The sequence below is a fragment of the Pseudomonas sp. SIMBA_067 genome (assembly GCF_046534675.1).
GTDB classification, from domain to species: domain Bacteria; phylum Pseudomonadota; class Gammaproteobacteria; order Pseudomonadales; family Pseudomonadaceae; genus Aquipseudomonas; species Aquipseudomonas putida.
Map to the genome: position 1 here is coordinate 228,696 of NZ_JAWRYH010000008.1, position 26,128 is coordinate 254,823.

The 26,128-nt window shown below is 63.1% G+C and carries 23 protein-coding genes and 1 pseudogene; 12 read left to right on the forward strand and 12 right to left on the reverse strand.

Annotated features, from left to right (window positions below):
* Positions 1-31 precede the first annotated feature (31 nt).
* On the reverse strand, positions 32-1,345 hold the full coding sequence (locus SB765_RS18925; RefSeq protein WP_059394994.1) for an ATP-binding protein: 1,314 nt from the start codon (positions 1,343-1,345) through the stop codon (positions 32-34).
* A 13-nt stretch (positions 1,346-1,358) separates the two neighbouring features.
* Positions 1,359-2,099 (reverse strand): two-component system response regulator OmpR, encoded by a 741-nt coding sequence (ompR, locus tag SB765_RS18930; protein ID WP_016484407.1) that lies wholly within the window; start codon positions 2,097-2,099, stop codon positions 1,359-1,361.
* A 217-nt stretch (positions 2,100-2,316) separates the two neighbouring features.
* Between ompR and SB765_RS18935 the strand changes: the two genes are divergently transcribed.
* From SB765_RS18935 to SB765_RS18950, 4 genes are all read left to right on the forward strand, one after another.
* Positions 2,317-4,641 (forward strand): Tex family protein, encoded by a 2,325-nt coding sequence (locus SB765_RS18935; protein ID WP_341797310.1) that lies wholly within the window; start codon positions 2,317-2,319, stop codon positions 4,639-4,641.
* Entirely contained in the window at positions 4,641-5,024 is a 384-nt protein-coding gene (locus SB765_RS18940; RefSeq protein ID WP_069943168.1) for a PaaI family thioesterase, read from the forward strand. The genes SB765_RS18935 and SB765_RS18940 overlap by 1 nt, the downstream gene beginning before the upstream one ends.
* Positions 5,025-5,177: 153 nt before the next feature.
* A complete protein-coding gene (gshA, locus tag SB765_RS18945; protein ID WP_410931745.1) occupies positions 5,178-6,755 on the forward strand; it encodes a glutamate--cysteine ligase in 1,578 nt (525 codons plus the stop codon).
* On the forward strand, positions 6,755-7,387 hold the full coding sequence (locus SB765_RS18950; protein ID WP_043200300.1) for a TetR/AcrR family transcriptional regulator: 633 nt from the start codon (positions 6,755-6,757) through the stop codon (positions 7,385-7,387). The genes gshA and SB765_RS18950 overlap by 1 nt, the downstream gene beginning before the upstream one ends.
* A gap of 125 nt (positions 7,388-7,512) precedes the next feature.
* Here SB765_RS18950 and SB765_RS18955 read toward each other — a convergent pair whose 3' ends face one another.
* The 8 genes and pseudogenes from SB765_RS18955 to SB765_RS18990 all read right to left on the reverse strand — a co-directional run bounded on the left by SB765_RS18955 (position 7,513) and on the right by SB765_RS18990 (position 14,574).
* Positions 7,513-7,728 (reverse strand): molybdopterin-binding protein, encoded by a 216-nt coding sequence (locus SB765_RS18955; RefSeq protein WP_008095172.1) that lies wholly within the window; start codon positions 7,726-7,728, stop codon positions 7,513-7,515.
* A gap of 44 nt (positions 7,729-7,772) precedes the next feature.
* A pseudogene (ssuB, locus tag SB765_RS18960) lies at positions 7,773-8,610 on the reverse strand (aliphatic sulfonates ABC transporter ATP-binding protein).
* On the reverse strand, positions 8,582-9,379 hold the full coding sequence (gene ssuC, locus SB765_RS18965) for an aliphatic sulfonate ABC transporter permease SsuC (RefSeq protein ID WP_341797308.1): 798 nt from the start codon (positions 9,377-9,379) through the stop codon (positions 8,582-8,584). The pseudogene ssuB and the gene ssuC overlap by 29 nt, the downstream one beginning before the upstream one ends.
* Positions 9,380-9,389: 10 nt before the next feature.
* Entirely contained in the window at positions 9,390-10,538 is a 1,149-nt protein-coding gene (ssuD, locus tag SB765_RS18970; RefSeq protein WP_016484400.1) for an FMNH2-dependent alkanesulfonate monooxygenase, read from the reverse strand.
* A 59-nt stretch (positions 10,539-10,597) separates the two neighbouring features.
* Positions 10,598-11,563 carry a sulfonate ABC transporter substrate-binding protein gene (locus SB765_RS18975; RefSeq protein WP_338745778.1) on the reverse strand — a complete coding sequence of 322 codons (966 nt, stop codon included), beginning with the start codon at positions 11,561-11,563 and terminating at the stop codon, positions 10,598-10,600.
* Between the two features lie 85 nt (positions 11,564-11,648).
* The gene (ssuE, locus tag SB765_RS18980; RefSeq protein ID WP_043200296.1) at positions 11,649-12,242 is read right to left on the reverse strand and encodes an NADPH-dependent FMN reductase; all 594 of its coding nucleotides are present in this window, start codon (positions 12,240-12,242) and stop codon (positions 11,649-11,651) included.
* Positions 12,243-12,441: 199 nt separating this feature from the next.
* Positions 12,442-13,080: a peroxiredoxin gene (locus SB765_RS18985; protein ID WP_410931746.1), complete on the reverse strand. Its 639-nt coding sequence runs from the start codon at positions 13,078-13,080 to the stop codon at positions 12,442-12,444.
* A gap of 165 nt (positions 13,081-13,245) precedes the next feature.
* On the reverse strand, positions 13,246-14,574 hold the full coding sequence (locus SB765_RS18990; protein ID WP_016497545.1) for an OprD family porin: 1,329 nt from the start codon (positions 14,572-14,574) through the stop codon (positions 13,246-13,248).
* A gap of 542 nt (positions 14,575-15,116) precedes the next feature.
* Here SB765_RS18990 and tauA point away from each other — a divergent pair.
* From tauA to tauD, 4 genes are read left to right on the forward strand one after another with little or no spacing between them, the layout of a single operon-like run.
* The gene (gene tauA / locus SB765_RS18995; RefSeq protein ID WP_410931747.1) at positions 15,117-16,088 is read left to right on the forward strand and encodes a taurine ABC transporter substrate-binding protein; all 972 of its coding nucleotides are present in this window, start codon (positions 15,117-15,119) and stop codon (positions 16,086-16,088) included.
* A gap of 13 nt (positions 16,089-16,101) precedes the next feature.
* On the forward strand, positions 16,102-16,890 hold the full coding sequence (gene tauB, locus SB765_RS19000; protein WP_410931748.1) for a taurine ABC transporter ATP-binding subunit: 789 nt from the start codon (positions 16,102-16,104) through the stop codon (positions 16,888-16,890).
* Positions 16,887-17,726 carry a taurine ABC transporter permease TauC gene (tauC, locus tag SB765_RS19005; protein ID WP_410911096.1) on the forward strand — a complete coding sequence of 280 codons (840 nt, stop codon included), beginning with the start codon at positions 16,887-16,889 and terminating at the stop codon, positions 17,724-17,726. The genes tauB and tauC overlap by 4 nt, the downstream gene beginning before the upstream one ends.
* Before the next feature lie 48 nt (positions 17,727-17,774).
* Complete coding sequence (gene tauD, locus SB765_RS19010; protein WP_016497541.1) at positions 17,775-18,608, forward strand: taurine dioxygenase; 834 nt, start codon at positions 17,775-17,777, stop codon at positions 18,606-18,608.
* A gap of 118 nt (positions 18,609-18,726) precedes the next feature.
* Here the strand turns inward: tauD and betT are convergent, their stop codons facing one another.
* Entirely contained in the window at positions 18,727-20,730 is a 2,004-nt protein-coding gene (gene betT / locus SB765_RS19015) for a choline transporter BetT (RefSeq protein ID WP_341797304.1), read from the reverse strand.
* 229 nt (positions 20,731-20,959) lie between these two features.
* Positions 20,960-21,892: a serine O-acetyltransferase EpsC gene (epsC, locus tag SB765_RS19020; RefSeq protein ID WP_410931749.1), complete on the reverse strand. Its 933-nt coding sequence runs from the start codon at positions 21,890-21,892 to the stop codon at positions 20,960-20,962.
* A gap of 345 nt (positions 21,893-22,237) precedes the next feature.
* On the opposite strand from epsC, the gene tcyJ reads away from it, so the two are divergent.
* The 4 genes from tcyJ (at position 22,238) to SB765_RS19040 (ending at position 26,076) form a co-directional block, all read left to right on the forward strand.
* Positions 22,238-23,032, forward strand: a complete 795-nt coding sequence (gene tcyJ / locus SB765_RS19025; protein WP_341797302.1) for a cystine ABC transporter substrate-binding protein — start codon at positions 22,238-22,240, stop codon at positions 23,030-23,032.
* Positions 23,029-23,697, forward strand: coding sequence for a cystine ABC transporter permease (gene tcyL, locus SB765_RS19030; protein WP_410931750.1), 669 nt, complete (start codon positions 23,029-23,031; stop codon positions 23,695-23,697). Before tcyJ ends, tcyL begins: the two co-directional genes overlap by 4 nt.
* A gap of 2 nt (positions 23,698-23,699) precedes the next feature.
* Complete coding sequence (tcyN, locus tag SB765_RS19035; RefSeq protein WP_016497536.1) at positions 23,700-24,458, forward strand: L-cystine ABC transporter ATP-binding protein TcyN; 759 nt, start codon at positions 23,700-23,702, stop codon at positions 24,456-24,458.
* Positions 24,459-24,834: 376 nt separating this feature from the next.
* Positions 24,835-26,076: an SfnB family sulfur acquisition oxidoreductase gene (locus SB765_RS19040; RefSeq protein WP_341797301.1), complete on the forward strand. Its 1,242-nt coding sequence runs from the start codon at positions 24,835-24,837 to the stop codon at positions 26,074-26,076.
* The last annotated feature ends 52 nt before the right edge of the window (positions 26,077-26,128 follow it).

Consider the following 26,128-nt stretch of genomic DNA (forward strand, 5'->3'; position numbering starts at 1 on the left):
CTGCGAATGGGCCGCAAAGCGGCCCCGGCCCTCACACGGCGTTCCGGGGTAACAGCAGCCCAAGCGGCAACCGAACCCGCGCCTCGATCCCGCCACCGGAGCGGTTACGCAGCTCCACATTCCCGCCATGCTGGGCCGCGATGCGCTTGACTATCGCCAACCCCAGACCGGTGCCCTTGCCGCCCCGTGCACGGTCCCCACGAATGAACGGGTTGAAGATGGTCTCCAGCTCCGATTCGTCGATCCCGGTGCCACGGTCCAGCACGCTCAGCACCACGTATGGTGCACTCTCGTCACCCGACACATAGGCAGCCACTTCCACGCCCTTGCCGGCATGGTGCAGGGCGTTGCCGATCAGGTTGCCCAGCATGCGCTTGAGCGAAACACGGCGCAGCGGGAACGGCGGGATTGGCTCCAGGCACAGGCGCACACGTTCTTTCGGCTGGTTGTACGGGGCCACCACTTCACGCACCAGTTCAGCCAGGTCGACCTCTTCCACCGGCTCGTCGCGGCCATCGCGGATGAACGCCAGGAACTGATCGAGGATCGCATCCATGTCCTCGATATCGCGGACCATGTCGTCACTCAGGTCGCTGTCGCTGTCCAGCAATGACAACGACAGGCGCAGGCGCGTCAACGGTGTGCGCAGGTCGTGGGAAACCCCGGCCAGCATCAGCTCGCGCTCGCGCCCGGCCTGCTCGACATCTTCGGCCATCTGGTTGAAGGCCTTGTACACCTCGGTCATCTCGCTGGGTGTATCGCTGATCGGCAGGCGCACGCTGCGCCCCTGGCCCAGCTGACGAGCGGCGAATACCAGGCGCTTGAGCGGCTGGTTCAACTGGCGCACGAAGATCCAGGCAGAGGCTGTGGACAACAGGCCGATGGCCAGGAACCAACCCAGCACGTTCCAGATCTTCTGCCCACGCAGCGGGTGCGGGTACAGCGGCACTTTCAGCCAGCCCGGGCCCAGGCTTGGCGCATTGACCCACAACGCCGGTGGCGCATGAATACGCAGCCGCACCTCGGTGTCTTCGCCCAGCTCCGCCTGCATCTGCCGTTGGTAGATTTCGCTGTAGGGCCAATGCTGCTCGCCCTCGGGCACACCCGAGCCGGTCACGCGGATAAGGCCCGCCGCCTCGGCAATCTTGTCGCGGTTTTCTTCGTCGGCAGCCCAATAGGCGCGCAAGGTCAGCGCCACACCGTGGCTGTACTGACGGTCGACCAGCACGTCCTCGTTCATCAGCAGGTAGACCAGGGTCAAGGCCTTGCTGAACAGGACGACGATCAACACCAGCCACAGGGTGCGGGCGAAGAAACTCTGCGGAAACCACAGCGGCGTTTTCATGGACGACGCGGCATCATTTACCTGCGTTTCCGTCTGGCACGAACACGTAGCCCACGCCCCAGACGGTCTGGATGTAACGCGGTTTGGACGGGTCCGGCTCGATCATGCGGCGCAGGCGCGAGATCTGCACGTCGATGGAGCGCTCCAGTGCATCCCACTCGCGGCCACGGGCCAGGTTCATCAGCTTGTCGCGGGTCAGCGGCTCGCGGGCGTGCATCACCAGGGCCTTGAGCACGGCAAACTCGCCGGTGGTAAGCATGTGCACTTCATCGCCACGCTTGAGCTCGCGGGTGGCCAGCGACAGCTCGTAGTCGCCAAAGGTGACCGATTCGTCCTCACTGCCCGGCGCACCCGGCACGGCGGGGGCCTGACGGCGCAACACAGCCTTGACGCGGGCCATCAGCTCGTCCGGGTTGAACGGCTTGCCCAGGTAGTCGTCAGCGCCCAGCTCCAGGCCCTTGATACGGCTCAGCTCGTCGCCCTTGGCGGTGAGCATGATGATCGGGATCTGGTTGTTCTGCTGGCGCAGGCGCTTGCACGCGGACAGGCCATCCTCGCCCGGCAGCATCAGGTCGAGCACCACCAGGTTGAACACCTCGCGCTGCAGCAGGCGGTCCATCTGCTCGGTGTTGGGCACCGCGCGGGCACGGTAGCCCTTGCTGGTGAAGAAACGTTCCAGCAGGCTGCTAAGCCCCGGATCGTCGTCGACGATGAGAATCTTGTCACCTTCAGCGGTGTTTGCGGTGCCGGTCATGAATAACTCCTCTGATATCGCCGCGCATTATGGCGTAGCCATTGCTGCACGTTGCGTGAGCATTGTTAGCAGATTTTTCCCCCGGCGCCAGTTCCAGCTGGCTGGGCGCCATCACCGCAAGCCGTTTGCGATGGGTATAATGCGCGGCTTTCATCCAGCGCCGCCGGGCGAAAAGCCCACAGGCGACCCCCGTATTCACAAATGTCAGGTGGTTTACATGGACAGCATCAACAGCCGTATCGCCGAGGAACTGGGCGTACGCCCCCAGCAGGTCGAGGCGGCCGTGGGCCTGTTGGACGAAGGCTCGACCGTGCCCTTCATCGCCCGGTACCGCAAGGAAGTGACCGGTAGCCTGGACGACACCCAGCTGCGCCATCTGGAAGAGCGCCTGCGCTACCTGCGCGAACTCGACGACCGTCGCGCCAGCATCCTGTCCAGCATCGAGGAACAGGGCAAGCTGACCCCGGAACTGGCCCGCGAAATCAAGCTGGCCGACACCAAGACCCGCCTCGAAGACCTCTACCTGCCGTACAAGCAGAAGCGCCGCACCAAGGGCCAGATCGCCCTGGAAGCCGGCCTGGGCGACCTGGCCGACGGCCTGTTCAACGACCCCACCCTGGCCCCGGAAAGCGAAGCCGCACGCTTCGTAAACGCCGAAAAAGGCGTAGCCGACGTCAAGGCCGCGCTGGAAGGCGCCAAGTACATTCTCATGGAGCGCTTTGCCGAAGACGCCGCCCTGCTCGACAAGCTGCGCAGCTTCCTCAAGCAGGAAGCCGTGCTCAGTGCCCGTGTGGTGGCCGGCAAGGAAGAAGAAGGCGCCAAGTTCCGCGACTACTTCGCCCACGATGAACTGCTGCGCAACGCGCCGTCGCACCGTGCCCTGGCAATCTTCCGCGGGCGCAACGAAGGCGTGCTGAGCGCTTCGCTGAAAGTGGGCGAAGAACTGCCTGGCACCCTGCACCCGTGTGAAGTGATGATCGGCAACCACGTCGGCGTCGAAAACCGCAGCCGCCCGGCCGACAAGTGGCTGGGCGAGGTGGTGCGCTGGACCTGGAAGGTCAAGCTGTACACCCACCTGGAAACCGACCTGTTCGGCGAACTGCGCGACAACGCCGAAGGCGAGGCGATCAACGTATTCGCCCACAACCTGCACGACCTGCTGCTGGCCGCCCCGGCCGGCCCGCGCGCCACCCTGGGCTTCGACCCGGGCCTGCGCACCGGTTGCAAGATCGCCGTGGTCGATGCCACCGGCAAGCTGCTGGACTACACCACGGTGTACCCGCACGCGCCAAAGAATGACTGGGACCGCACCATTTCCATCATGGCCGCACTGTGCGCCAAGCACTCGGTGGAACTGATCGCCATCGGCAACGGCACCGCCAGCCGTGAGAGCGACAAGCTGGTGGCCGAACTGGTCAAAAAATACCCAGCGCTGAAAATTACCAAGATCATGGTCTCCGAGGCCGGTGCGTCGGTGTACTCGGCATCGGAACTGGCCGCCCGCGAGTTCCCGGACCTGGACGTATCGATCCGTGGCGCCGTGTCGATTGCCCGCCGCCTGCAGGACCCGCTGGCCGAGCTGGTGAAGATCGACCCGAAATCCATCGGCGTCGGCCAGTACCAGCACGACGTTTCCCAGCTGAAACTGGCGCGTGGCCTGGACGCCGTGGTCGAGGACTGCGTGAACGCCGTGGGCGTGGACGTGAACACCGCCTCGGTCGCGCTGCTGACCCGAATCTCCGGCCTCAACGCCACGCTGGCACAGAACATCGTCGCCCATCGCGATGCCAACGGCCCGTTCGCCACCCGTGCAGCGCTGAAAAAGGTCAGCCGCCTGGGTGAAAAAACCTTCGAACAAGCCGCCGGCTTCCTGCGTGTGATGAACGGCGACAACCCGCTGGACGCCTCCGCAGTACACCCGGAGGCTTACCCGCTGGTGCAGCGCATCGCCGCCGACACCGACCGCGACATCCGCTCGCTGATCGGCGACAGCAGCTTCCTCAAGCGCCTGGACCCGAAGAAGTTCACCGACGAGTCCTTCGGCCTGCCGACCGTCACCGACATCCTGCAAGAGCTGGACAAGCCTGGCCGTGACCCACGCCCCGAGTTCAAGACCGCCACCTTCCAGGACGGCGTCGAAGACCTCAAGGACCTGGAGCCCGGCATGATCCTGGAAGGCGTGGTGACCAACGTCACCAACTTCGGTGCCTTCGTCGACATCGGCGTACACCAGGACGGTCTGGTGCACATCTCGGCGCTGTCGGAGAAGTTCATCAAAGACCCGCGTGAAGCGGTCAAGGCCGGCGACGTGGTCAAGGTCAAGGTCATGGAAGTGGACATCCCGCGCAAGCGCGTCGGCCTGTCCATGCGCATGGGCGACACCCCGGGCGAGAAGGTCGAAGGCAACCGCGGTGGCAACCGTGGCAATGGCGGCAACCGCCAGCAGCAGGCCCAACGCCCGCGTGAAACCGCCACTGCCGCACCGGCCAACAATGCCATGGCCTCGCTGTTCGCCAACGCCAAGCAGTTGAAGAAGAAGTGATGGAGGTACCCCGCGAATACGTCGAAAGCGCCTTCAGCCAGCTGCTGGGCTGCCGCCTGCAACGCCTGGACACGGGTGTTGCCGAGGTGGCCCTGGCCCTCGAGCCGCACTTGCGCAACCGTGGCCAGAAGCTGCACGGCGGGGCGATCTTCAGCCTGGTGGACATCGCCATGGGCCTGGCCTGCTCGGCCAGCCATGGCTTTGACCAGCAAAGTGTCACCATCGAGTGCAAGATCAACTACATGCGCGCCGTCAGCGACGGCGAAGTGCTGTGCACCGCCCGTGTGCTGCATGCCGGGCGTCGTACCCTGGTGGTCGACGCCGACGTAGTCCAGGGCGACAAGCTGGTGGCCAAAGCGCAAGGAACCTTCGCGGTTCTCTAGCTCACCAAGCAGTATCTGCGGTATTTTCAGCAGTGCGCTGGCACTGCTGGAACCGCGTAAACCAGGCGACAACGCCAGTTCCTTTCTTCCTACCCTTGTAGACCGTTATCTCTACCCCCATATTGGGGCGACTGACGCGTGAAGGAATACATCTTGAGCGAACTCCTCAACCGCCGCCTGAGCCTGCTCGGCGCCAATCTTCCCCTGCTCAAGCAGTGCCTGCACGGTATTGAGCGCGAATGCCTGCGCGTGACCGACGAAGGTCGCCTGGCCCAGACCCCACACCCGGAAGCTCTGGGGTCGGCGCTGACCAACGAGCAGATCACCACTGATTATTCCGAGTCGCTGCTGGAGTTCATAACCCCAGCGCTGCCCGACCCGGCCAAAGTGCTCGAAAGCCTCGAACAGATCCACCGTTTCGTCTACAGCAAGCTGGGCGACGAATACCTGTGGAGCCCGTCGATGCCGTGCACGCTGCCGGCCGAGGAGGACATCCCGATCGCCGAGTACGGCAGCTCGAACATCGGCAAGCTCAAGCACGTCTACCGCAAGGGCCTGGCCCTGCGCTACGGCCGCACCATGCAGTGCATCGCCGGTATCCATTACAACTTCTCGCTGCCCGAAGCCCTGTGGCCTCTGCTGCGCGAAGCCGAAGGCAGCACGCAAGACAACCGCGACTACCAGTCGTCAGCCTACATCGCCCTGATCCGCAACTTCCGCCGCTACAGCTGGTTGCTGATGTACCTGTTCGGCGCCTCGCCAGCGCTGGACAAAGGCTTCCTGCGTGGCCGCCCGCACCAGCTCGAAGAGCTGGACGCCGAAACCCTGTTCCTGCCCTACGCCACCAGCCTGCGCATGAGCGACCTGGGCTACCAGAGCAACGCCCAGGCCGGCCTCACGCCTTGCTACAACAACCTGGCCAGCTACACCGACAGCCTGCGCAAGGCCGTGGGCACGCCCTACCCGCCTTATGTCGAGGTCGGTACGCACGTGGACGGCGAATGGGTGCAGCTGAACACCAACATTCTGCAGATCGAGAACGAGTACTACTCGAACATCCGCCCCAAGCGCGTCACCTACACCGGCGAGCGGCCGATCCAGGCCCTGACCTCGCGGGGCGTGCAGTATGTGGAAGTACGTTGCCTGGACATCAACCCGTTCCTGCCGGTAGGTATCGACCTGACCGAGGCGCGCTTCCTCGACGCGTTCCTGCTGTTCTGCGCCCTGGAAGACAGCCCGCAGCTGGACAACGGCGAATGCCGCCAGTGCACCGACAACTTCCTGACCGTGGTGAAGGAAGGCCGTCGCCCGGGCCTGGAGCTGCATCGTGATGGCCAGCCGATCACCCTGAAGGATTGGGCCAGCGAGCTGATTGAGCGTATCCGGCCACTGGCCGACCTGCTCGACCAGGCGCAAGGCGGCGATGCCCACGGCAAAGCCCTGGATGCCCAGCAGGCCAAGGTGGATGATGCCGCGCTGACCCCGTCAGCCCAGGTGCTGGCACGCATGACCGAGCACGACGAAACCTTCATCCAGTTCTCCCTACGCCAGAGCCGTGTCCACGCCGAGACATTCCGCGAACAGCCACTGAGCAACGAACAGCAACAGGCGTTCGAAACACTGGCCCGCGAATCGCTCACCAAGCAGTCCGAGCTGGAGCAGGAAGAGGTCGGTGACTTCGACCTGTTCGTCGGCGCCTATCAGGCCAGCATCCTGGCGATCAGCAACTGATGAGCCGCGCCGTCGCCTCGCGCAAGCCGCGCGCCAGCAGCCAGGCCAGGATCGAGGCGATCCTGGCGGCTGCGCGTGAGCTGCTGGCCGAACAAGGGGTGGCGGCACTTTCCATCTACAGCGTGGCCGAGCGGGCGCAGATTCCACCGTCGTCGGTGTATCACTTCTTCGCCAGCGTGCCGGCCTTGCTGGAAGCGCTGACGGCCGATGTACACCGGGCGTTTCGTGAAGCCCTGAGCGCACCGTTCGACAGCAGCGCGTTCAGCACCTGGCACCAGCTGTCACGGCTGATCGAGCAGCGCATGCTGGATATCTATAACGAAGATGCTGCGGCGCGGCAGCTGATTCTGGCCCAGCACGGCCTGAGCGAAGTGGTGCAGGCCGACCGGCAGCACGACATGGAACTGGGCGACTTGATGCACAAGTTGTTCGACCAGCATTTTCACCTGCCGGTGATGCCGCTGGATGTGGATGTGTTCGCCCTGGCCATGGAACTGAGCGACCGGGTATATGCGCGGTCGGTGCAGTTGCACGAGGCGATCACCCCGCGCATGGCCGAAGAAGGCAAGCGGGTGTTCGAGGCGTATCTGGGGTTATACCTGCCGCCGTTTCTGGCCAAGCGTTCCAGCTGAAGTTATTGGGGCCGCGTTGCGGCCCATTCGCGGCACAAGGCCGCTCCTACAGGAGATCGCATTCCCGTGTAGGAGCGGCCTTGTGTCACGATAGGGCTGCCAAGCAGCCCCAATATCGAGCAGCATCACAGCTTGGCGATAGACACTTCAGTCGATTTCACGAAGGCAATCACTTCGCTGCCAACCTGCAGCTCCAGCTCTTTTACCGAGCGGGTGGTGATGACCGAAGTGACGATACCCGAGGCAGTCTGCACGTCGATTTCCGACAGTACCGGGCCTTCGAGGATTTCTTTCACGGTGCCTTTGAACTGGTTGCGGACGTTGATGGCTTTGATGGTCATGATGTCATTCCTTCTCTATGGCTTCAGTCAGGTAAGTGAGTGGTTCAGTGCGCCCAACGCAGTTGCGTGGGCAGAGGGGCTACAGGGTCCGGCTCGGGCGCAGTGCCCGGGGCCGACAGAACACGGTTGAGCACTTCGCTTTCCAGCGCGGCCAGGCGGTGCGAACCACGTGCCCTGGGCCGTGCCAGGTCGACCGTAAGGTCAAGCCCGACTTCGCCGTCCTCGATCAGGATCACCCGGTCAGCCACGGCAACTGCCTCGCTGACATCGTGGGTGACCAGCAGCACTGTGAAGCCGTGCTGACGCCACAGGCGTTCGATCAGTTGCTGCATTTCGATACGGGTCAATGCATCCAGCGCACCCAGCGGCTCATCCAGCAGCAGCAGGCGTGGCTGGTGAATCAAGGCGCGGGCCAAGGCCACACGCTGCTTCTGGCCACCGGAGAGGGCTGCCGGCCATTCATTGGCGCGGTCGGCCAGGCCAACCGCATCCAGCGCTTCCAGCGCACGTGGGCGCCAATCACCCGACAGGCCCAGGCCAACGTTGTCGATCACCTTCTTCCACGGCAGCAGACGTGCGTCCTGGAACATCAGGCGGGTTTCTTCACGGGCCTCTTCCAGCGGCGCAGCACCGGCCAGCAACTGCCCGGCAGTGGGCTGGTCGAGCCCGGCCAGCAGGCGCAGCAGGGTGCTTTTGCCGCAGCCGCTGCGGCCAACGATGGCAACGAACTGGCCGGCCGGAATGTGCAGGTCGATGCCCTTCAACACTTCGCGCTGGCCAAAGGTCTTGCGCAGGCCATTGGAGGCCAGCGGGATGCCACGCAGCAGGCGTGGCGGCTGTTCCTTGAGCACAGTCATGCGCCCTCCTTCTTGGCCACTTGATAGGCCGGGTGCCAGCGCAGCCAAACACGTTCCAGGCCACGGGCGGCGAGGTCGGCGAGTTTGCCAAGCACGGCATACAGGACGATGGCCAGTACCACCACGTCGGTCTGCAGGAACTCACGGGCGTTCATCGCCAGGTAACCGATGCCGGCATTCGCCGAAATGGTTTCGGCAACGATCAGGGTCAGCCACATGAAACCCAGGGCGAAGCGCACACCTACCAGGATCGAAGGCAACGCACCCGGCAGGATCACCTGGCGGAACAGGCTGAAGCCGGACAAGCCGTAGCTGCGGGCCATCTCTACCAGCGCCGGGTCGACGTTGCGGATACCGTGGTAGGTGTTCAGGTAGATCGGGAACAGCGTGCCCAGCGCGACCAGAAAGATCTTCGCCGACTCGTCGATACCGAACCACAGGATCACCAGGGGGATAAGCGCCAGGTGCGGCACGTTACGGATCATCTGCACCGAGCTGTCGAGCAGGCGTTCGCCCCAGTTCGACAGGCCGGTGATGAAGCCCAGTACCAGGCCGATGCTGCCGCCGATGGCGAAGCCCAGGCCGGCACGCCAGCCACTGATGGCCAAGTGGGTCCAGATGTCGCCGCTGCGCACCAGTTCGACGCCGGCGCTGACCACTGCGCTAGGTGCCGGCAGGATGCGGGTCGACAGCCAGCCAGCGCTGACCGCCAGTTGCCAGACTGCCAGCAGCAGCACCGGCAGCGCCCACGGCGCCAGGCGCTGGGTCAGGGTGGAGGAAGTTACACGACTCATGGCCCGGCCCTCAGCTCTGCGACACGGATTTGGGCAGGATGTCGTTGGCAACCATCTCGCCGAACGGGCTTACGTAGCCACCGGTTTTCGGTTGCTCCGGGCGCTGAACATCAAGGTGCGGGAACAGCAGCTCGGCAACGCGGTAAGACTCTTCGAGGTGTGGATAACCCGAGAAGATGAAGGTATCGATCCCCAGGTCGGCATATTCCTTCACCCGCGCCGCGACAGTCGGGCCGTCGCCTACCAGCGCGGTACCGGCGCCACCACGTACCAGGCCAACGCCTGCCCACAGGTTGGGGCTGACTTCCAGGTTGTCGCGGTTGCCGCCGTGCAGGGCAGCCATGCGCTGCTGGCCCACCGAGTCGAAGCGCGCCAGCGAGGCCTGGGCACGGGCGATGGTGTCATCGTCCAGGTGCGAGATCAGGCGGTCGGCGGCGGCCCAGGCTTCTTCGTTGGTTTCCCGCACAATCACGTGCAGGCGGATACCGAAGCGCACTTCACGGCCTTGAGCGGCCGCTTTTTCGCGCACCTGGGCGATTTTCTCGGCAACGGCTGACGGCGGCTCGCCCCAGGTCAGGTACAACTCGACCTGCTCGGCGGCCAGGTCCTGAGCGGCCTCGGACGAACCGCCGAAATACAGCGGCGGGCGTGGTTGCTGAATCGGCGGGTAGAGCAGCTTGGCGCCCTTCACCTGGATGTGCTTGCCGTCGTAGTCGACGTTTTCGCCTTCCAGCACCTTGCGCCAGATACGGGTGAACTCGACCGAAGCTTCGTAGCGCTCCTGGTGGTTCAGGTGCAGGCCATCACCGGCCAGTTCATCCGGGTCGCCACCGGTTACCAGGTTGAACAGCGCACGGCCATTGGACAGGCGGTCGAGGGTCGCCGCCTGGCGTGCTGCCACGGTCGGCGAAATGATGCCCGGGCGCAGGGCAACCAGGAATTTCAGGTGCTGGGTCACAGGGATCAGCGACGCGGCCACCAGCCAGGAATCCTCGCAGGAACGGCCGGTAGGGATCAGTACCCCACCAAAGCCCAGACGGTCGGCGGCCTGCGCGATCTGCTGCAGGTAACCGTGATCGACCGCACGTGCGCCGTCGGAAGTGCCCAGGTACTTGCCGTCACCGTGGGTCGGGAGGAACCAGAAAATGTTAAGGCTCATTGGAGTTGTCTCCTCAAGGGTGGCTCAGCCAGGGCGGCGCCCCGGCACAGGCGAATCAATCAAGGCGCGCTAGCGACCTTGGCCGGGGGTGTCCAGATCACGTCCTTGATGCTCAGCGGCTTGGGTATCAGCTTGAGCGCCTGGAAGGCATCGGCAATCTTCTGTTGCGCGGCCACTACCTCGGGGGTTAGCGGTGCTGCACCGTAGCCCTGGCGCTTGACCGAGGTCAGGGTGATGTCGGCAGGCAGGCCGAGCAGCGGTGCCACCTGGTCGGTCACTTCCTGCGGGTTGGCCTGCGACCACTCGCCCACGGCGCGCACTTCCTCGATGAGGGTGTTGATCACCGCCGGGTGCTGGGTCGCGTAATTGCGGGTGGCCAGGTAGAACTGGTGGTTGTCGACCAGGCCCTTGCCGTCACGCAGGGTACGCGCCTGCAACTGCTGCTCGGCGGCGGCCTGGTACGGGTCCCAGATCACCCAGGCATCGACACTGCCACGCTCGAACGCAGCGCGGGCATCAGCTGGGGGCAGGTACACCGGCTGGATATCGCTGTACTTGAGGCCGGCGTCTTCCAGGGCGCGGACCAGCAGGTAGTGGACGTTGGAGCCTTTGTTGAGGGCGACTTTCTTGCCTTTGAGTTCCTTGACCGACTGGATCGACGAACCCTTCGGCACCAGGATCGCTTCGCTGTGCGGCGCTGGCGGCTCGTAGGCCACATAGAGCAGATCGGCGCCGGCGGCCTGGGCAAATACGGGCGGGGTTTCGCCGGTAACACCAAAGTCGATGGAGCCGACGTTCAGCCCTTCAAGCAGCTGCGGGCCGCCGGGGAATTCGGTCCACTGCACCTGCACGCCCTGCTCGGCCAGGCGCTTTTCCAGCGTGCCCTTGGCCTTGAGCAGCACCAGGGTGCCGTATTTCTGGTAACCGATACGCAGGCTTTCGGCCTGGGCTTGGGTAATGGCGCCGAAGGACACAGCCGCCGCAAACAGGGCGACCAGACCGCGACGCAAGAAGACTGTGCGCATGGCGCTCTCCTGTGCGAATGAGGTTCGGGTTGCACCTGCTTGCCTCGTTATCGGGCGAGTAAGGTGGTGAAGCGGGTTGTGCCGGTCAGATGCTCCAGCGGGCGCTGATCAGGCGTTCGTTCAGTACGCCGGGGGCCACGGGGCGTGGCCGACGGGCCAGGGCAACGTGGAAGGTTTCCAGCGAGTCCAGCAGGCGTTCTTCCAGTGCTGGCACCAACTGCGCGGGCTTCGTGCCGTCTGCATAAGCCACCTGGCTGTCGTCGGCGAAGATCCCTTGCAGGGTCTCTTGTGCCTTGAGTGCCGACAGCACGGGTTTCAATGCGTAATCCACCGCCAGCATGTGGGCGATGCTGCCGCCGGTGGCGATCGGCAACACGATCTTGTGGGCCAGGGCGCGTTCGGGCAGCAGGTCCAGCAAAGTCTTCAGTGCACCGGCAAACGAAGCCTTGTACACCGGGGTGGAAACGATCAGGCCATCGGCCTGGGCTACCAGCTGCTGGAAGTGCTGCACATGCGGGCTGTCGAAACGGGCATGCAGCAGGTCTTCGGCGGGGAAGTCACGTACCTGGAACGTCACCACTTCAACGCCCCGGCCCTGCAGCCACTGGCGCGAACGCTCAAGCAGCACGCCGGAGCGTGAACGAGGACTTGGGCTACCACCGATTGAGACGACCAGCATTGCTGCGCTTCCTTGTGTTCTGTTGGAAATGACATTAACAGCTGCCGCATATATCTAGAAATCATATTTTTTCATTTGTTTATTCCATTTCTATCTTTTCCGCGCGAATACGGCCACACTTTTGTTCAGGCATAAAAAAGGGCCGTCGAAACGGCCCGAAAATCCCTGCTTGGCTAAGAGCAATGCAACGAGGAATCCATTAACGATTTGGCTGTGGGGTCAGACGCAGATAGGGTTTGACCGCCCGGTAACCTTTGGGGAAGCGCTGCTTGATTTCTTCCTCATCTTTGAGCGAAGGCACGATCACCACCTCGTCGCCGTCCTGCCAGTTACCTGGCGTGGCGACCTTGTGGTTGTCGGTCAACTGCAGCGAGTCGATCACCCGCAGGATTTCATTGAAGTTGCGCCCGGTACTGGCCGGATAGGTAATGGTCAGGCGCACCTTCTTGTTCGGGTCGATGACGAACAGCGAGCGCACGGTCAGGGTGTCGCTGGCGTTCGGGTGAATCAGGTCGTACAAGTCGGACACCTTGCGGTCGGCATCGGCGATGATCGGGAAGTTGACCAAGGTGTTCTGGGTCTCGTTGATGTCCTCGATCCATTTATGGTGCGAGTCGACCGGGTCTACCGACAGGGCGATGGCCTTGACCCCACGCTTGGCGAAGTCGTCCTTGAGCTTGGCAGTCAGGCCCAGCTCGGTGGTGCACACCGGGGTGAAGTCGGCAGGATGAGAGAACAACACCCCCCAGCTGTTGCCCAGCCACTCGTGGAAGCGGATTTTGCCTTCGCTGGAATCCTGTTCGAAATCGGGGGCGATATCGCCGAGTTTGAGGCTCATGGGCTGCGGCTCCTTGGCTGGGTTTTGTACCGTATGGGTTCAATGTGCCTGCATTCGGTTAAAAACAAAAAGAATAAATAACGATTTATTTATAACCATAATGCATACAAATTTACGGGCACAAAAAAGCCTCGCACTAGGCGAGGCTTCTTTTTCAGCTACGGCTTACAGGAAGTTGTAAGTGTAGTTGAAGATCAGACGGGTCTGATCCTGGTCAGCCAGTGAGCTGGTGCCGGTGCCACGGTATACGCCGTGACGCAGGCTGGCGCCCAGGCCCTTGAAGGTGCCTTCCTGGATGACGTAGTCGATACGGGCATCACGCTCCCACTCGCTGAAGTGGCCGTTGCCGTTGGCGTTCTTGCCATCTTCACCTTTCAGGTAGGCAACCGATGCTTTCAGGCCCGGCACGCCCAGGCGAGCGAAGTCGTAGGCGTACTGGCCGAAGGTGGTGTTTTCACCAGCCTTGGCGAACTGGTTGATCATGCTGTCGGTGAACAGGTAGAAGCTGGAGCCACCGGCGCCTTCGTTGCGGCCGTTGCCGTCAACCACGTTGCCTTGGTTCAGCCAGACGAAACCACCATCGTCATTGACGCGCTGGTGGCCGAGCATCAGCGAGTGGCCACCCAGGGTGTAGGTGAACATCGCGGACCAGGTCTTGTTGTCGACCTCGCCAGTGTTCTTGGCATAACCGCCGTTGTTGCTGAAGCGGTAGCCGGCCTCACCGTTCTTGCCGTCGCTGCTGCTGTCGAAGTAGCGCAGGTCGGTCTTGAACGACTGATCGTCAGCGATCTTGAACACGTGGGTCGCGCCCAGGAAGTGCTGCTTGTAGAAGTCTTCCAGGTTCGAGTAGTAGTACTGCAGGGTCAGGTCTGGAGTGAGCTTGTAGTCCAGGCCGCCGTAGCGGAACTTGTTGCTGTCCTGGGTAGCACCGGCTACCGACAGGCCGGTACGGTTGCTCGAAGCACGGCCCATGGCGTGGGTCAGCTGACCGGCGTTGATGGTCAGGTTGTCGATTTCCTTCGACTGGATGGTGCCACCCTCGAAGGTTTGCGGCAGCAGACGGCCATCGTTGGAGACCAGGATCGGCAGGTTCGGCGCCAGGGCGCTACCGTAGTGAACTTCGGTCTTCGAGAAGCGCGCCTTGGCGTTGGCGCCAACGCGAGCCCACTGGCTTTCAGCAGAGCCGTCGCTGTCGCTCGGGAAGAAGCTGCTGTTGTCTGGGTGCTTGCCACGGCCACCATCCAGGTGGATACCCCACAGGGCCTGGGCATCGACACCGAAACCAACGGTGCCTTCAGTGAAGCCGGAGATGTAGTCGAGCTTGAAGCCCTGACCCGACTCGCGGTTGTCAGCACCGCCATCACGGTTGTCGTTGTTGAAGTACATGGTGCGCGAGCTGAGCGACAGTTTGCTGTCTTCAACGAAACCGGCAGCGCCTGCTTGTTGGGCGAGAACCCCCAGTGCCACGGCCAGGGCCAGGCTGGACTTGTACATGTTTTGCTCCTCTACGTTCTAATTTTTGTGTATCTCTGGCGGAGGGATCTGCTGCCCCTTCTCACCGTGGATTGGCGATTTAGTCCCAAAGCGTGACCACTAAGTCAATCGTTTCTAAACGTTTCGCGACTTTGGTCTAAGACGCCAGCTGCGCTACAGGATAATGACAATCCTATAAATCCAAAATGACCGTTTTATGAATTGGTAAGATTTTTACGGAATATGGTTGGAACCTTTACAGCCAAACGTTGTAGCAATCCCGCCAATCATAACCATTGGTTATTTGCAAACGTTTGCTCATAATCTAATACCTTAACGTTCTATAGGGACGAAAAAGCCTAGCAGCGCGCTCTGATTTCGCCACCGGGCAGGGTTGCCCCAAAGTAGCGGGGGCCTTTTACGGTCAATGTGGGAGCGCACTACCCCTGGGCTTAAAGCATTTGGCTCCTAAGCTAATGCAAAAAGGTTATTTATTTCTAAATTCTTAGATCATTTAGTCTTCTCGCCATCCATCGCCCTGATTGCCTGACGAGAGGTTCACCATGATCCCGCACGCTCCGCTGCGCCTGTTCGCCGCCCTGACCCTCGCCAGCACCAGCTGGGTTGCCCAGGCCGCCGACCTGACCGTGGCCTACCAGACCACCGTCGACCCGGCCAAAGTGGCTCAGGTCGATGGCGACTATGAAAAAGCCAGCAAGGCCAGCATCGACTGGCGCAAGTTCGATAACGGCGCCGACGTGATCACTGCGGTGGCCAGCGGCGACGTGCAAATCGGCTACTTGGGTTCCAGCCCGCTGGCCGCTGCCGCCACCCGCAAGCTGCCGGTCAAGACCTTCCTCATTGCCACCCAGATTGGCGCTGGTGAAGCGCTGGTCGCCCGCGACAGCATCAAGACTCCGCAAGACCTGATCGGCAAGAAGGTCGCCGTGCCGTTCGTTTCCACCGGCCACTACAGCCTGCTGGCCGCCCTGAAAAGCTGGAACATCGACCCGTCCAAGGTACAGATCCTCAACCTGGCGCCACCGGCCATCATTGCCGCCTGGAAGCGCGGCGACATCGATGCCACCTACGTCTGGGACCCAGCCTTGGGCGTGGCCAAGGAAAACGGCAAGGTGCTGATCACCTCGGGCGAACTGGCCCAGAAAGGCGCACCCACTTTCGATGCCTGGATTGTGCGCAAGGACTTCGCCGACAAGCACCCTGAAGTGGTCAAGGCCTTTGCCAAGGTCACCCTCGATGCCTACGCCGACTACCGCAAGGACCCGAAAGCCTGGCTGGCCGACAAGGGCAACGTAGACAAGCTGGTGAAGCTGTCCGGCGCCAAGGCCAGCGACATCCCGGTGCTGCTGGAGGGCAACGTGTACCCCCTGGCCGCAGACCAGGCCAACGCCTTGGGCGCGCCGACCACCCAGGCACTGACCGACACGGCCAACTTCCTCAAGCAGCAAGGCAAGGTCGACGCCGTACTGCCGGACTACTCGCCGTACGTCAGCGCCAAGTTCCTTCCAAACTGATCCGGAGCCCGTCATGGCCTTGCTCGAGCTGGAGCGCATCAGCGCACAGTACCCTGGCGCCAGCACCCCGGTGCTGGCCGACATCAACCTGAGCCTGGGGCCACGCCAGCTGCTGGTGGCCCTGGGGCCGTCCGGCAGCGGCAAGACCTCGCTGCTCAACCTGATCGCCGGCTTCGTCGCCCCCAGCGCCGGGCGCATCACCCTCGACGGCGTACCGGTGCAGGGCCCTGGTGCCGAGCGCGGCGTGGTGTTCCAGGACGATGCCCTGCTGCCATGGCAGAACGTGCTGGGCAATGTCGCCTTCGGCCTCGAACTGGCCGGCGTACCCCGCGCCCAGCGTGAGGCCAAGGCCCGCGAAATGCTCGCCCTCGTCGACCTCGATGGCTTTGGCGAACGGCGCATCTGGCAATTGTCCGGTGGCCAGAAGCAGCGCGTAGGCCTGGCCCGCGCGCTGGCGGCCGACCCACGGGTACTGCTGATGGATGAGCCGTTCGGCGCCCTCGACGCGTTCACCCGCGAGCAGATGCAAGAACTGCTGCTGCAGGTGTGGCAGCGCACCGCCAAGCCGGTGTTCCTGATTACCCACGACATCGAAGAAGCGGTGTTCCTTGCCAGCGAACTGGTACTGCTGGCGCCCAACCCGGGGTGCGTAGTGGAGCGCCTGCAACTGGACTTCGGTCAGCGCTATGCCGCTGGCGAATCGGCCCGGGCCATCAAGTCCGACCCCGCCTTCATCGAAACCCGCGAGCATGTGCTGGCGCGGGTGTTCTCCCAACGCCAAAGCCTGCAGGAGCGCGCATGAGCAGCCTGGACCTGCCGGTCGCCGGCAAACACAACGCCCAAACCCGGCCAGCCGCCAAGCAGCGCCGGCCATTGTCCACCCGCTGGATAAGTACCCTGACCATGGTCAGCCTGCTGCTGGTCTGGTGGCTGGTGACGGCCGCCGGCTGGATCGAACCCCTGTTCCTGCCTTCGCCCGGTGACATCCTGGCCAGGGCCTGGACCCTGCTGACCCAAGGTTACATGGACGCCAGCCTGTGGCAGCACCTGGGCGCAAGCCTGGGCCGCATCGGCCTGGCGCTGGTGGCCGCGACCCTGACCGCGATCCCGGTCGGCATCGCCATCGGCTACAACCGCGTGGCCCGCGGCATCCTCGACCCGCTGATCGAGTTCTACCGGCCCATCCCGCCGCTGGCCTACCTGCCGTTGATCGTCATCTGGTGCGGTATCGGCGAGCTGTCGAAGGTGCTGCTGATCTACCTGGCAATCTTCGCCCCGATCGCCATTGCCACCGCCACCGGTGTGCGCACGGTCGACCCGGCCAAGCTGCGGGCGGCACAGTCGCTGGGCGCGACCAAGGCGCAGCTGATCCGCCATGTGATCCTGCCCAGTGCGCTGCCCGACATCCTCACCGGCATCCGCATCGGCCTGGGGGTGGGCTGGTCGACACTGGTCGCCGCCGAGCTGATTGCCGCCACCAGCGGCCTGGGCTTCATGGTCCAGTCGGCGGCGCAGTTCCTGGTCACTGATGTGGTGGTGCTGGGTATTTTGCTGATCGCCCTGATCGCCTTCGCCCTGGAAATGAGCCTGCGTGCCCTGCAACGCAAACTGGTGCCCTGGCATGGGCAGAGCCACTGATTGCCGACTGACCACGCCGGCAAACCGGCGCCTAGAACGAGAAAAGACATGAGCCTGACCGTTACCCCTCTCAGCCCGGCCCTCGGTGCCCAGATCAGCGGCGTGGACATCAGCCGCGATATCACTGCAGAAGAACGCGACGCCATCGAGCAGGCGCTGCTCAAGCATCAGGTGCTGTTCTTCCGCGACCAGCCGATCAACCCCGAGCAGCAGGCGCGCTTTGCCGCCCGCTTCGGCGACCTGCACATTCACCCGATCTACCCCAACGTGCCGGAAACCCCGCAGGTGCTGGTGCTCGATACGGCAGTCACCGATGTACGCGACAACGCCGTGTGGCACACCGACGTGACCTTTTTGCCGACCCCGGCACTGGGCGCGGTGCTCAGCGCCAAGCAGTTGCCGGCCTACGGTGGCGATACCCTGTGGGCCAGCGGTATCGCGGCCTTCGAGGCCTTGTCGGCGCCGCTGCGCGAAATGCTCGACGGGCTGACCGCCACCCACGACTTTACCAAGTCGTTTCCGCTGGAGCGTTTTGGCACCACGCCGGAAGACCTGGCGCGCTGGGAGGCCACGCGGCGCAACAACCCGCCGCTGTCGCACCCGGTGGTGCGCACGCATCCGGTGAGCGGGCGCAAGGCGTTGTTCGTCAATGAAGGGTTTACTACGCGCATCAATGAGCTGAGCGAGCTGGAAAGCGATGCGCTGCTGAGGCTGCTGTTCGCCCATGCGACGCGACCGGAGTTCAGCATTCGCTGGCGTTGGCAGGAGAATGACGTGGCGTTCTGGGACAACCGCGTCACCCAGCATTTTGCGGTGGATGATTACCGGCCGAACCGGCGGGTGATGCACCGGGCGACCATCCTGGGGGATGCACCTTTCTGACAGTTTTTGCGAGGCCTTTGGCCTCCATTCGCAGCACAAGGCTGCTCCTACAGGGGATCGCGTACCCCTGTAGGAGCAGCCTTGTGCTGCGAATGGGCCGCAAAGCGGCCCCGGCAATCTAACGGACCAGATGCAGGTACTGCATGTGCCGCTCGTACTGGTCGAGGATGTCGTTGATGATCTGCTCCTTGCTGTAGCCCACCAGGTCATAGTTCTGGCTGCCTTCGCTCAGGTGCACCTCCGCCCGGTAATAGCGGCGGTTCTTCAACTCCTGCGTACCCAGCCCACCCAGGGCGAACGACGGCGTGAAGTAGCCACGCATCTGCACCTGGTAAATGAACGGCTGTTCCTCGCCATGGCCAATCTTCAGGCTGACGTTGTCGTGGCTCGGGTCGTCCTGGGTAATCAGCACCAGGCCCTTCTGCTCGAACACTTCGCGCACATCAGCGATCGCCGGGCGCACCACGTCGTCCATGAAGCGGTACACCTCATCACGCGACGGGAAGTGCACGGCCTGGCTCAGGCGCTGGCGCCAGCCGCCACGGCCGCGACGTGACTGGGCGAACGGGGCCAGCGAGTGCATCTGCGCGATCTGCCGTTGCGACTCCAGGTAAAACGCCTTGTGCAGCCCCCACATCATGCACAGCAGAATCAGCGAGAACGGCAACGAGGTCAGCACCACCGCCGACTTCAGCGAGTCGATGCTGCCCGCGAACAGCAGTGCACTGGTGATCAGCGCCGTCATCGCGCCCCAGAAGATGCGCAGCCAGTTCGGCCCGTCCTCGTCCGCGTCGCCACCCTTGGCCGACAGAGTCGACAGCACCACAGTGCCCGAGTCGGCGGAGGTCACGAAAAACACGAAGCTGATGAACACCGTGGTGGCGATCACCACCTTGCTCCACGGGTAGGTTTCCAGCAGCAGGTACAGGCTCATCGACGGGTTATCCAGTGCCGACTGGCCCAGCGCGGTCATGCCGTGGTTGATGACCTGGTCCAGGGCGCTGTTGCCGAAGATCGACATCCACGCCAGGGTAAAGCCCAGCGGAATCAGCAGCACGCCAAAGACGAACTCGCGGATGGTGCGGCCGCGGGAAATGCGCGCGATGAACAGGCCCACGAACGGCGCCCAGGCAATCCACCAGGCCCAGTAGAACACTGTCCAGCCGCCCAGCCAGTCGCGGTTATCACCGTAGGCATACACATCAAAGCTCTTGCGTGGCAGAGCGCCCAGGTAATCACCCAGGTTCTGGATCAGCGTGTTGAACAAGTGTTGGGTAGGCCCGGCAAACAGCACGAACAACAGCAACGCGCAGGCCAGGAACAGGTTGATGTCGCTCATCACCCGCACGCCCTTCTCCACCCCGGCAACGGCCACGGCCACTGCCGCGCCCATCATCAGGGTGATGAGGATCACCTGTACCCACTGGCTGTGGCTGATACCGAACAGGTAGTCCAGGCCGGCGTTCAGGTGCAGTACGCCAAAGCCCATGTCGGCACCCAGGCCGAACACCGTGGCAATGATACCGAAGCCATCCACTGCGTAGCCGATAGGGCCGTTGATGCGCTTGCCGATCAGTGGGTACAGCGCCGAACGCAACGCCAGCGGCAGGTTGTGGCGGTAGGCGAAGTAGGCCAGCGCCATGCCGACAAAGGCGAATACGCCCCAGCCATGCAGGCCCCAGTGCAGGAACAGGATCTGCATCGCCTGGCGCCCGGCCTCGGCCGTGCCCGCTTCGCCCTGGGGCGGTTGCAGCATGTGCGTCAGCGGTTCGGAAACGCAGAAGAAGAACAGGGTAATGCTGATACCGGCGGCGAACAGCATGCCGGCCCACGAGAGGTAACTGAACTCGGGTTCGTCGTGGTCTGCACCGAGCTTGATCTTGCCGTAGCCGGACAAGGCGGTGACCACCACGAAGACCAGATACAGCGTCATGGCCAACATGTAGTACCAGCCGACCGTGTTGGCCGCCCAGTTCTGCGCCGCCAGCAGCCAGTCGCCTGCGGCTTGCGGGTTGGAGATGACTACCAGGCCAAAGATGAGGATGAAACTTGCCGCAAAGTAGAACACCGGGGGGTTCATGCGGATTTTGCCGTTAGCGGCGGAAGGGTTCGGTGCACTCATCGGGCGTGCACCTCGTCGAATGACGTGAGGTTCGGAATGAACGGGTTCAGCAAAGGAATCCTCCTGTTGAACACCGGCAGCGGACCAGCGTTTTTACATTGAACAAGCGTTCAAGTTAAACATGGATCGGATTTCAATGCGAATTGGGCCGCTGATTGGCGTCCTCCTGCACTGGCATCTTCGCGGGCTTGCCCGCCAAGAGGCCAGTGCAGCTAATATCAATGCCAGATCAGTTCTTGTCCTGGCAATCCAGCTGCAGGTTGGCCTGGGTGATGTTGCTTTCAGCAGGCACACTGCGGGTCAGCCACACGTTACCGCCAATGGTCGAACCCTTGCCGATGGTAATACGCCCCAGCACCGTGGCCCCGGCGTAGATCACCACATCGTCCTCGACAATCGGATGGCGCGGCAGGCCTTTGTGCAGGGTGCCGGACTCATCGCTGGGGAAGCGCTTGGCGCCCAGGGTCACCGCTTGGTAGATGCGCACGCGCTCGCCGATGATCGCGGTTTCGCCGATGACCACGCCGGTGCCGTGGTCGATGAAGAAGCTCGGGCCGATCTGCGCGCCGGGGTGGATGTCGATACCGGTGGCCGAATGCGCCAGCTCCGAGCTGATCCGCGCCAGCAGCGGCAGGCCGGCCTTGTACAGGTGATGCGCCAGGCGGTGATGGATGATCGCCAGGATGCCCGGGTAGCACAGCAGCACTTCATCGACGCTGCGCGCGGCGGGGTCGCCGTGATAGGCGGCCAGCACGTCGGTGTCGAGCAGCACTCGCAGTTCCGGCAGCGCAGCAGCAAAGCCCTGGATCAGCTTCAACGCATGGCCATCGACGCTGGCCAGTTGAGCCTTGCTTTGCCGGGCGGCGTAGCGCAACTCCAGGCGCGCCTGGGTCAGCAAGGCGGTCAGCGCGGCATCCAGGGTATGGCCAACGTAGAAGTCTTCGCTCTCTTCGCGCAGGTCCACAGGCCCAAGGCGCATGGGGAACAACGCGCCGCACAGTTGCTCGAGAATTTGTCGCATCGCCTCGCGCGACGGCAGCTCGCGCCCGCCCTGCTCACCAATGCTGCGGCCATTGCGGGTGCGCCATTGCTCACGGGCGCCGCGCAGGCCGGTGACAATGCTGTGCAACTGCCAGTGCGCGGATGAAGGTTGTTCGCTCACGGTTTTCTCCTGCCGTATAGGCCATCTGGTTTTTTTCGCCAGGCCCGAGCCTTTCGCGGTCCCTGTGGGAGCGGGTTCACCCGCGAAGAGGCCGAGCCTGCCTACATGCAATCCACTCTACGGCAAATCCGTCCCTTGGAAAAAACAACGCTTTATTCCATCCTGCGCTAAGTCAGGCATAAGCCGCGATGACGTAGCGAGCATCCTCGCCTACCCTCAAAGCAGCCAACACCTGGCACAAACTAAAAATGGAATAACAAAATAATTTTTTATTATTTCCTGGCCTAAGCAGCCGACCCTATAGTCGCCACCTCACTACTTACACAACAAGCGCGGGGCTCTGACATGTCGAAATTCGCCAAACCGCTACTCAACGCCAGCCTGGCCATCCTGCTGGGTGCCGGCCTGCTCAGCCAGGCGTTCGCCGGCGAGCAGTTGAAGACCATCCAGGAAAAAGGCGTGATCAACGTCGGCCTCGAAGGCACCTACCCACCGTTCAGCTTCCAGGACGAGAACGGCAAGCTGGCCGGCTTCGAGGTGGAGCTTTCGGAACTGCTGGCCAAGGAGCTGGGGGTCAAGGCCAAGATCCAGCCGACCAAGTGGGACGGCATCCTTGCCGCGCTGGAATCCAAGCGCCTGGACGTAGTGGTCAATCAGGTGACCATCTCCGAGGAGCGCAAGAAGAAATACGATTTCTCCGAGCCCTACACCGTTTCGGGTATCCAGGCCCTGATCCTGAAGAAGAAAGCCGCGGACCTGAACATCAAGACTGCGCAAGACCTGGCTGGCAAGAAAGTCGGCGTGGGCCTGGGCACCAACTACGAGCAGTGGGTCAAGCAAGACGTCCCGAAAGCCGAAGTGCGCACCTATGAAGACGACCCGAGCAAGTTCGCCGACCTGCGCAACGGCCGTATCGACGCCATCCTGATCGACCGCCTGGCCGCGCTGGAATACGCGCAAAAAGCCAAAGACACCGAACTGGCCGGCGATGCCTTCTCGCGCCTGGAAAGCGGCGTGGCCCTGCGCAAGGGCGAGCCTGAATTGCTGGCGGCCATCAACAAGGCCATCGACAAGCTCAAGGCTGACGGTACGCTGCCCAAGCTGTCCGAGAAATACTTCGGTGCCGATGTCACCAAATGATTGCTGAAAGCCTGCAACTCGTTGTCGACTCCGCGCCCTTCCTGCTGAAGGGCGCGGGTTATACAGTGCTGCTCAGTGTCGGCGGCATGTTCTTCGGCCTGCTGCTGGGCTTTGCCCTGGCGTTGATGCGGCTGTCGAAGATCTTGCCACTGAACTGGCTGGCGCGGATCTACGTGTCGTTCTTCCGCGGCACGCCGCTGCTGGTGCAGCTGTTCGTGATCTATTTCGGCATGCCGCAGATCGGCATCGAACTCGACCCCATCCCGGCTTCGCTGATCGGCCTGTCGCTGAACATGGCGGCCTACATCTGCGAAATCCTGCGCGCTGCAATTTCCTCGATCGACCGTGGCCAGTGGGAAGCAGCCGCCAGCATTGGCATGACCCGCGTGCAAGCCATGCACCGGGCGATCCTGCCACAGGCCTTGCGCACCGCGTTGCCACCGCTGGGCAACAGCTTCATTTCGCTGGTCAAGGACACTGCCCTGGCGGCGACCATCCAGGTGCCCGAGCTGTTCCGCCAGGCGCAGCTGATTACCGCACGCACCTTCGAAGTGTTCACCATGTACGTGGCGGTCGCGGTCATCTACTGGGTGCTGTGCAGCATCCTCGCGCACTTCCAGAACCGCATGGAAGCGCGGGTCAACCAGCATGACCAGGAGCAATGAGCATGATTGAAGTCAAAGGCCTGACCAAGCGCTTCAAGGGCCAGACCGTGCTCAACGGCATCGACCTGACCGTGCAGCCCGGCGAAGTGGTGGCCATCATCGGCCCAAGCGGCTCGGGCAAGACCACCTTCCTGCGCTGCCTGAACCTGCTGGAAACCCCCGACGCCGGGCAGATCAAGATCGGCGCCATCAGCATCGATGCCAACCGCCCGCTGGGTGGCCAGCAGAGTGCGATACGCCGCTTGCGCCAGCAGGCCGGGTTCGTGTTCCAGAACTTCAACCTGTTCCCACACCGCACCGCCCTGGAGAACGTGATCGAAGGGCCGGTGATCGTCAAGAAGACGCCCCGCGAGCAGGCCATCGAGCTGGGGCGGCGCCTGATGGCCAAGGTCGGCCTGGCGGGCAAGGAAGACGCCTACCCACGGCGCCTGTCCGGCGGGCAGCAGCAACGGGTGGCCATCGCCCGCGCCCTGGCCATGGAGCCGGAGGTGATCCTGTTCGACGAACCCACCTCGGCACTGGACCCGGAGCTGGTGGGTGAAGTGCTGGCGACCATCCGTGGCCTGGCCGAAGAGAAACGCACCATGATCATCGTCACCCACGAGATGAGCTTTGCCCGGGACGTGGCGAACCGGGTGATCTTCTTCGACAAGGGCGTGATCGTGGAACAGGGCGAGGCCAAGGCACTGTTTGCGGCGCCGAAGGAAGAGCGTACCCGCCAGTTCCTGCGCAAGTTCCTCGGCACCGCTGCCTCCGAGTAATCACGCACAGACGCAGATCCCTGTAGGAGCGGCCTTGTGCCGCGAAAGGGCTGCGCAGCTGCCCCCAGGTTTCAGCAACACCGCTGAGATTGCCGGGGCTGCTGCGCAGCCCTTTCGCGGCACAAGGCCGCTCCTACACCGATCGCGCCTGCCTGAAACAGCCACTCTCCCCCTTCCATCTATACATATTCCAAAGAGTTAGTTCATAAACTTTTTATAAAGCATTAGGGTATATAAACCGGACCACCGGACCAGCACACCTTTGTCGCGACCAGCTGTAGCGACACAACTTTTTTGTGAGGTCAGGAATGGTCAGGATCACAATCACCCCAGTGCGTATCGCCAGGGCATTGAGTGCAGCCAAGGAGCGGTACTGATGTCCAGCCAGCCAAATACCCAATTCCATAGCGATCTCGACAGCTCGCCCCTGCTGCTGCCGGCCAAGGTACTGCGCAACGACGCCGAAGCCTTGCAAGCGGCCCGCGAACTGGCCGAGGTTGCCCGCGAGCAAGCCGCCCGCCGCGACCAGCAACGCAAACTGCCGTGGGCGGAGATCGAGCTGTTCACCCGCAGCGGCCTGGGCAGCATCAGCGTACCCAAGGCCCACGGCGGCCCCGACGTGTCGTTCGAAACCGTAGCCGAAGTGTTCCGCCTGATCAGCGCCGCCGACCCGGCCTTGGGGCAGATCCCGCAGAACCAGTTCGGCATGCTGCAACTGATTCGCCTGACGGCCACCGAGGCGCAACAGGCGCTGATCTTCCGCAGCGTGCTCGACGGTTGGCGCATCGGCAATGCCGGCCCCGAACGCGGCACCAAGGACACGCTCACCCTCAAGGCCCGGATCACCCGCGCGGGCGATAGCTATCGCATCAGCGGCGAAAAGTTCTATTCCACCGGTGCGCTGTTCGCCCACTGGGTAGCAGTGAAGGCACTGGATGACGAAGGCCGCCAGCGCCTGGCGTTCGTGCGCCGTGGCAGCCCGGGGCTGCGCATCGTCGATGACTGGTCCGGGTTCGGCCAGCGCACCACCGCCAGCGGCACTGTGCTGCTGGACCAGGTGCCGGTAGACGCGGAGCTGGTGATCGACAACTGGCGCCAGCGCGATATCCCCAACATCCAGGGCGCAGCCTCGCAGCTGATCCAGGCGGCGATCGACGCCGGCATTGCCGAAGCGGCAATCGATGATGCGATCACCTTCGTGCGTGAAAAGTCGCGCCCGTGGATTGAAGCCAACGTGGACCGCGCCAGCGACGACCCTTATGTGATCGCCGACATCGGCAGGCTGAAACTTGAGCTGCACGCCGCCGAAGCGCTGCTGCGCAGGGCCGCCCGGGTACTCGACGAGGTCAATGCTGCGCCCATCGACGCAGCCAGCGCGGCCCGGGCCTCGATTGCGGTAGCCGAGGCCAAGGTGCTGACTACCGAAATTGCCCTGCAGGCCAGCGAGAAGCTGTTCGAGCTGGCCGGCAGCCGCGCCACCCTTGCCGAGTTCAACCTCGACCGCCACTGGCGCAATGCCCGGGTGCACACCCTGCACGACCCGGTGCGCTGGAAGTACCACGCGGTGGGCGCGTACCACCTCAACGGCACCCTGCCTGCGCGGCATTCCTGGATCTGATTTTTAGGCCTTGGGGGCTGCTTTGCAGCCCATCGCGGCACAAGGCCGCTCC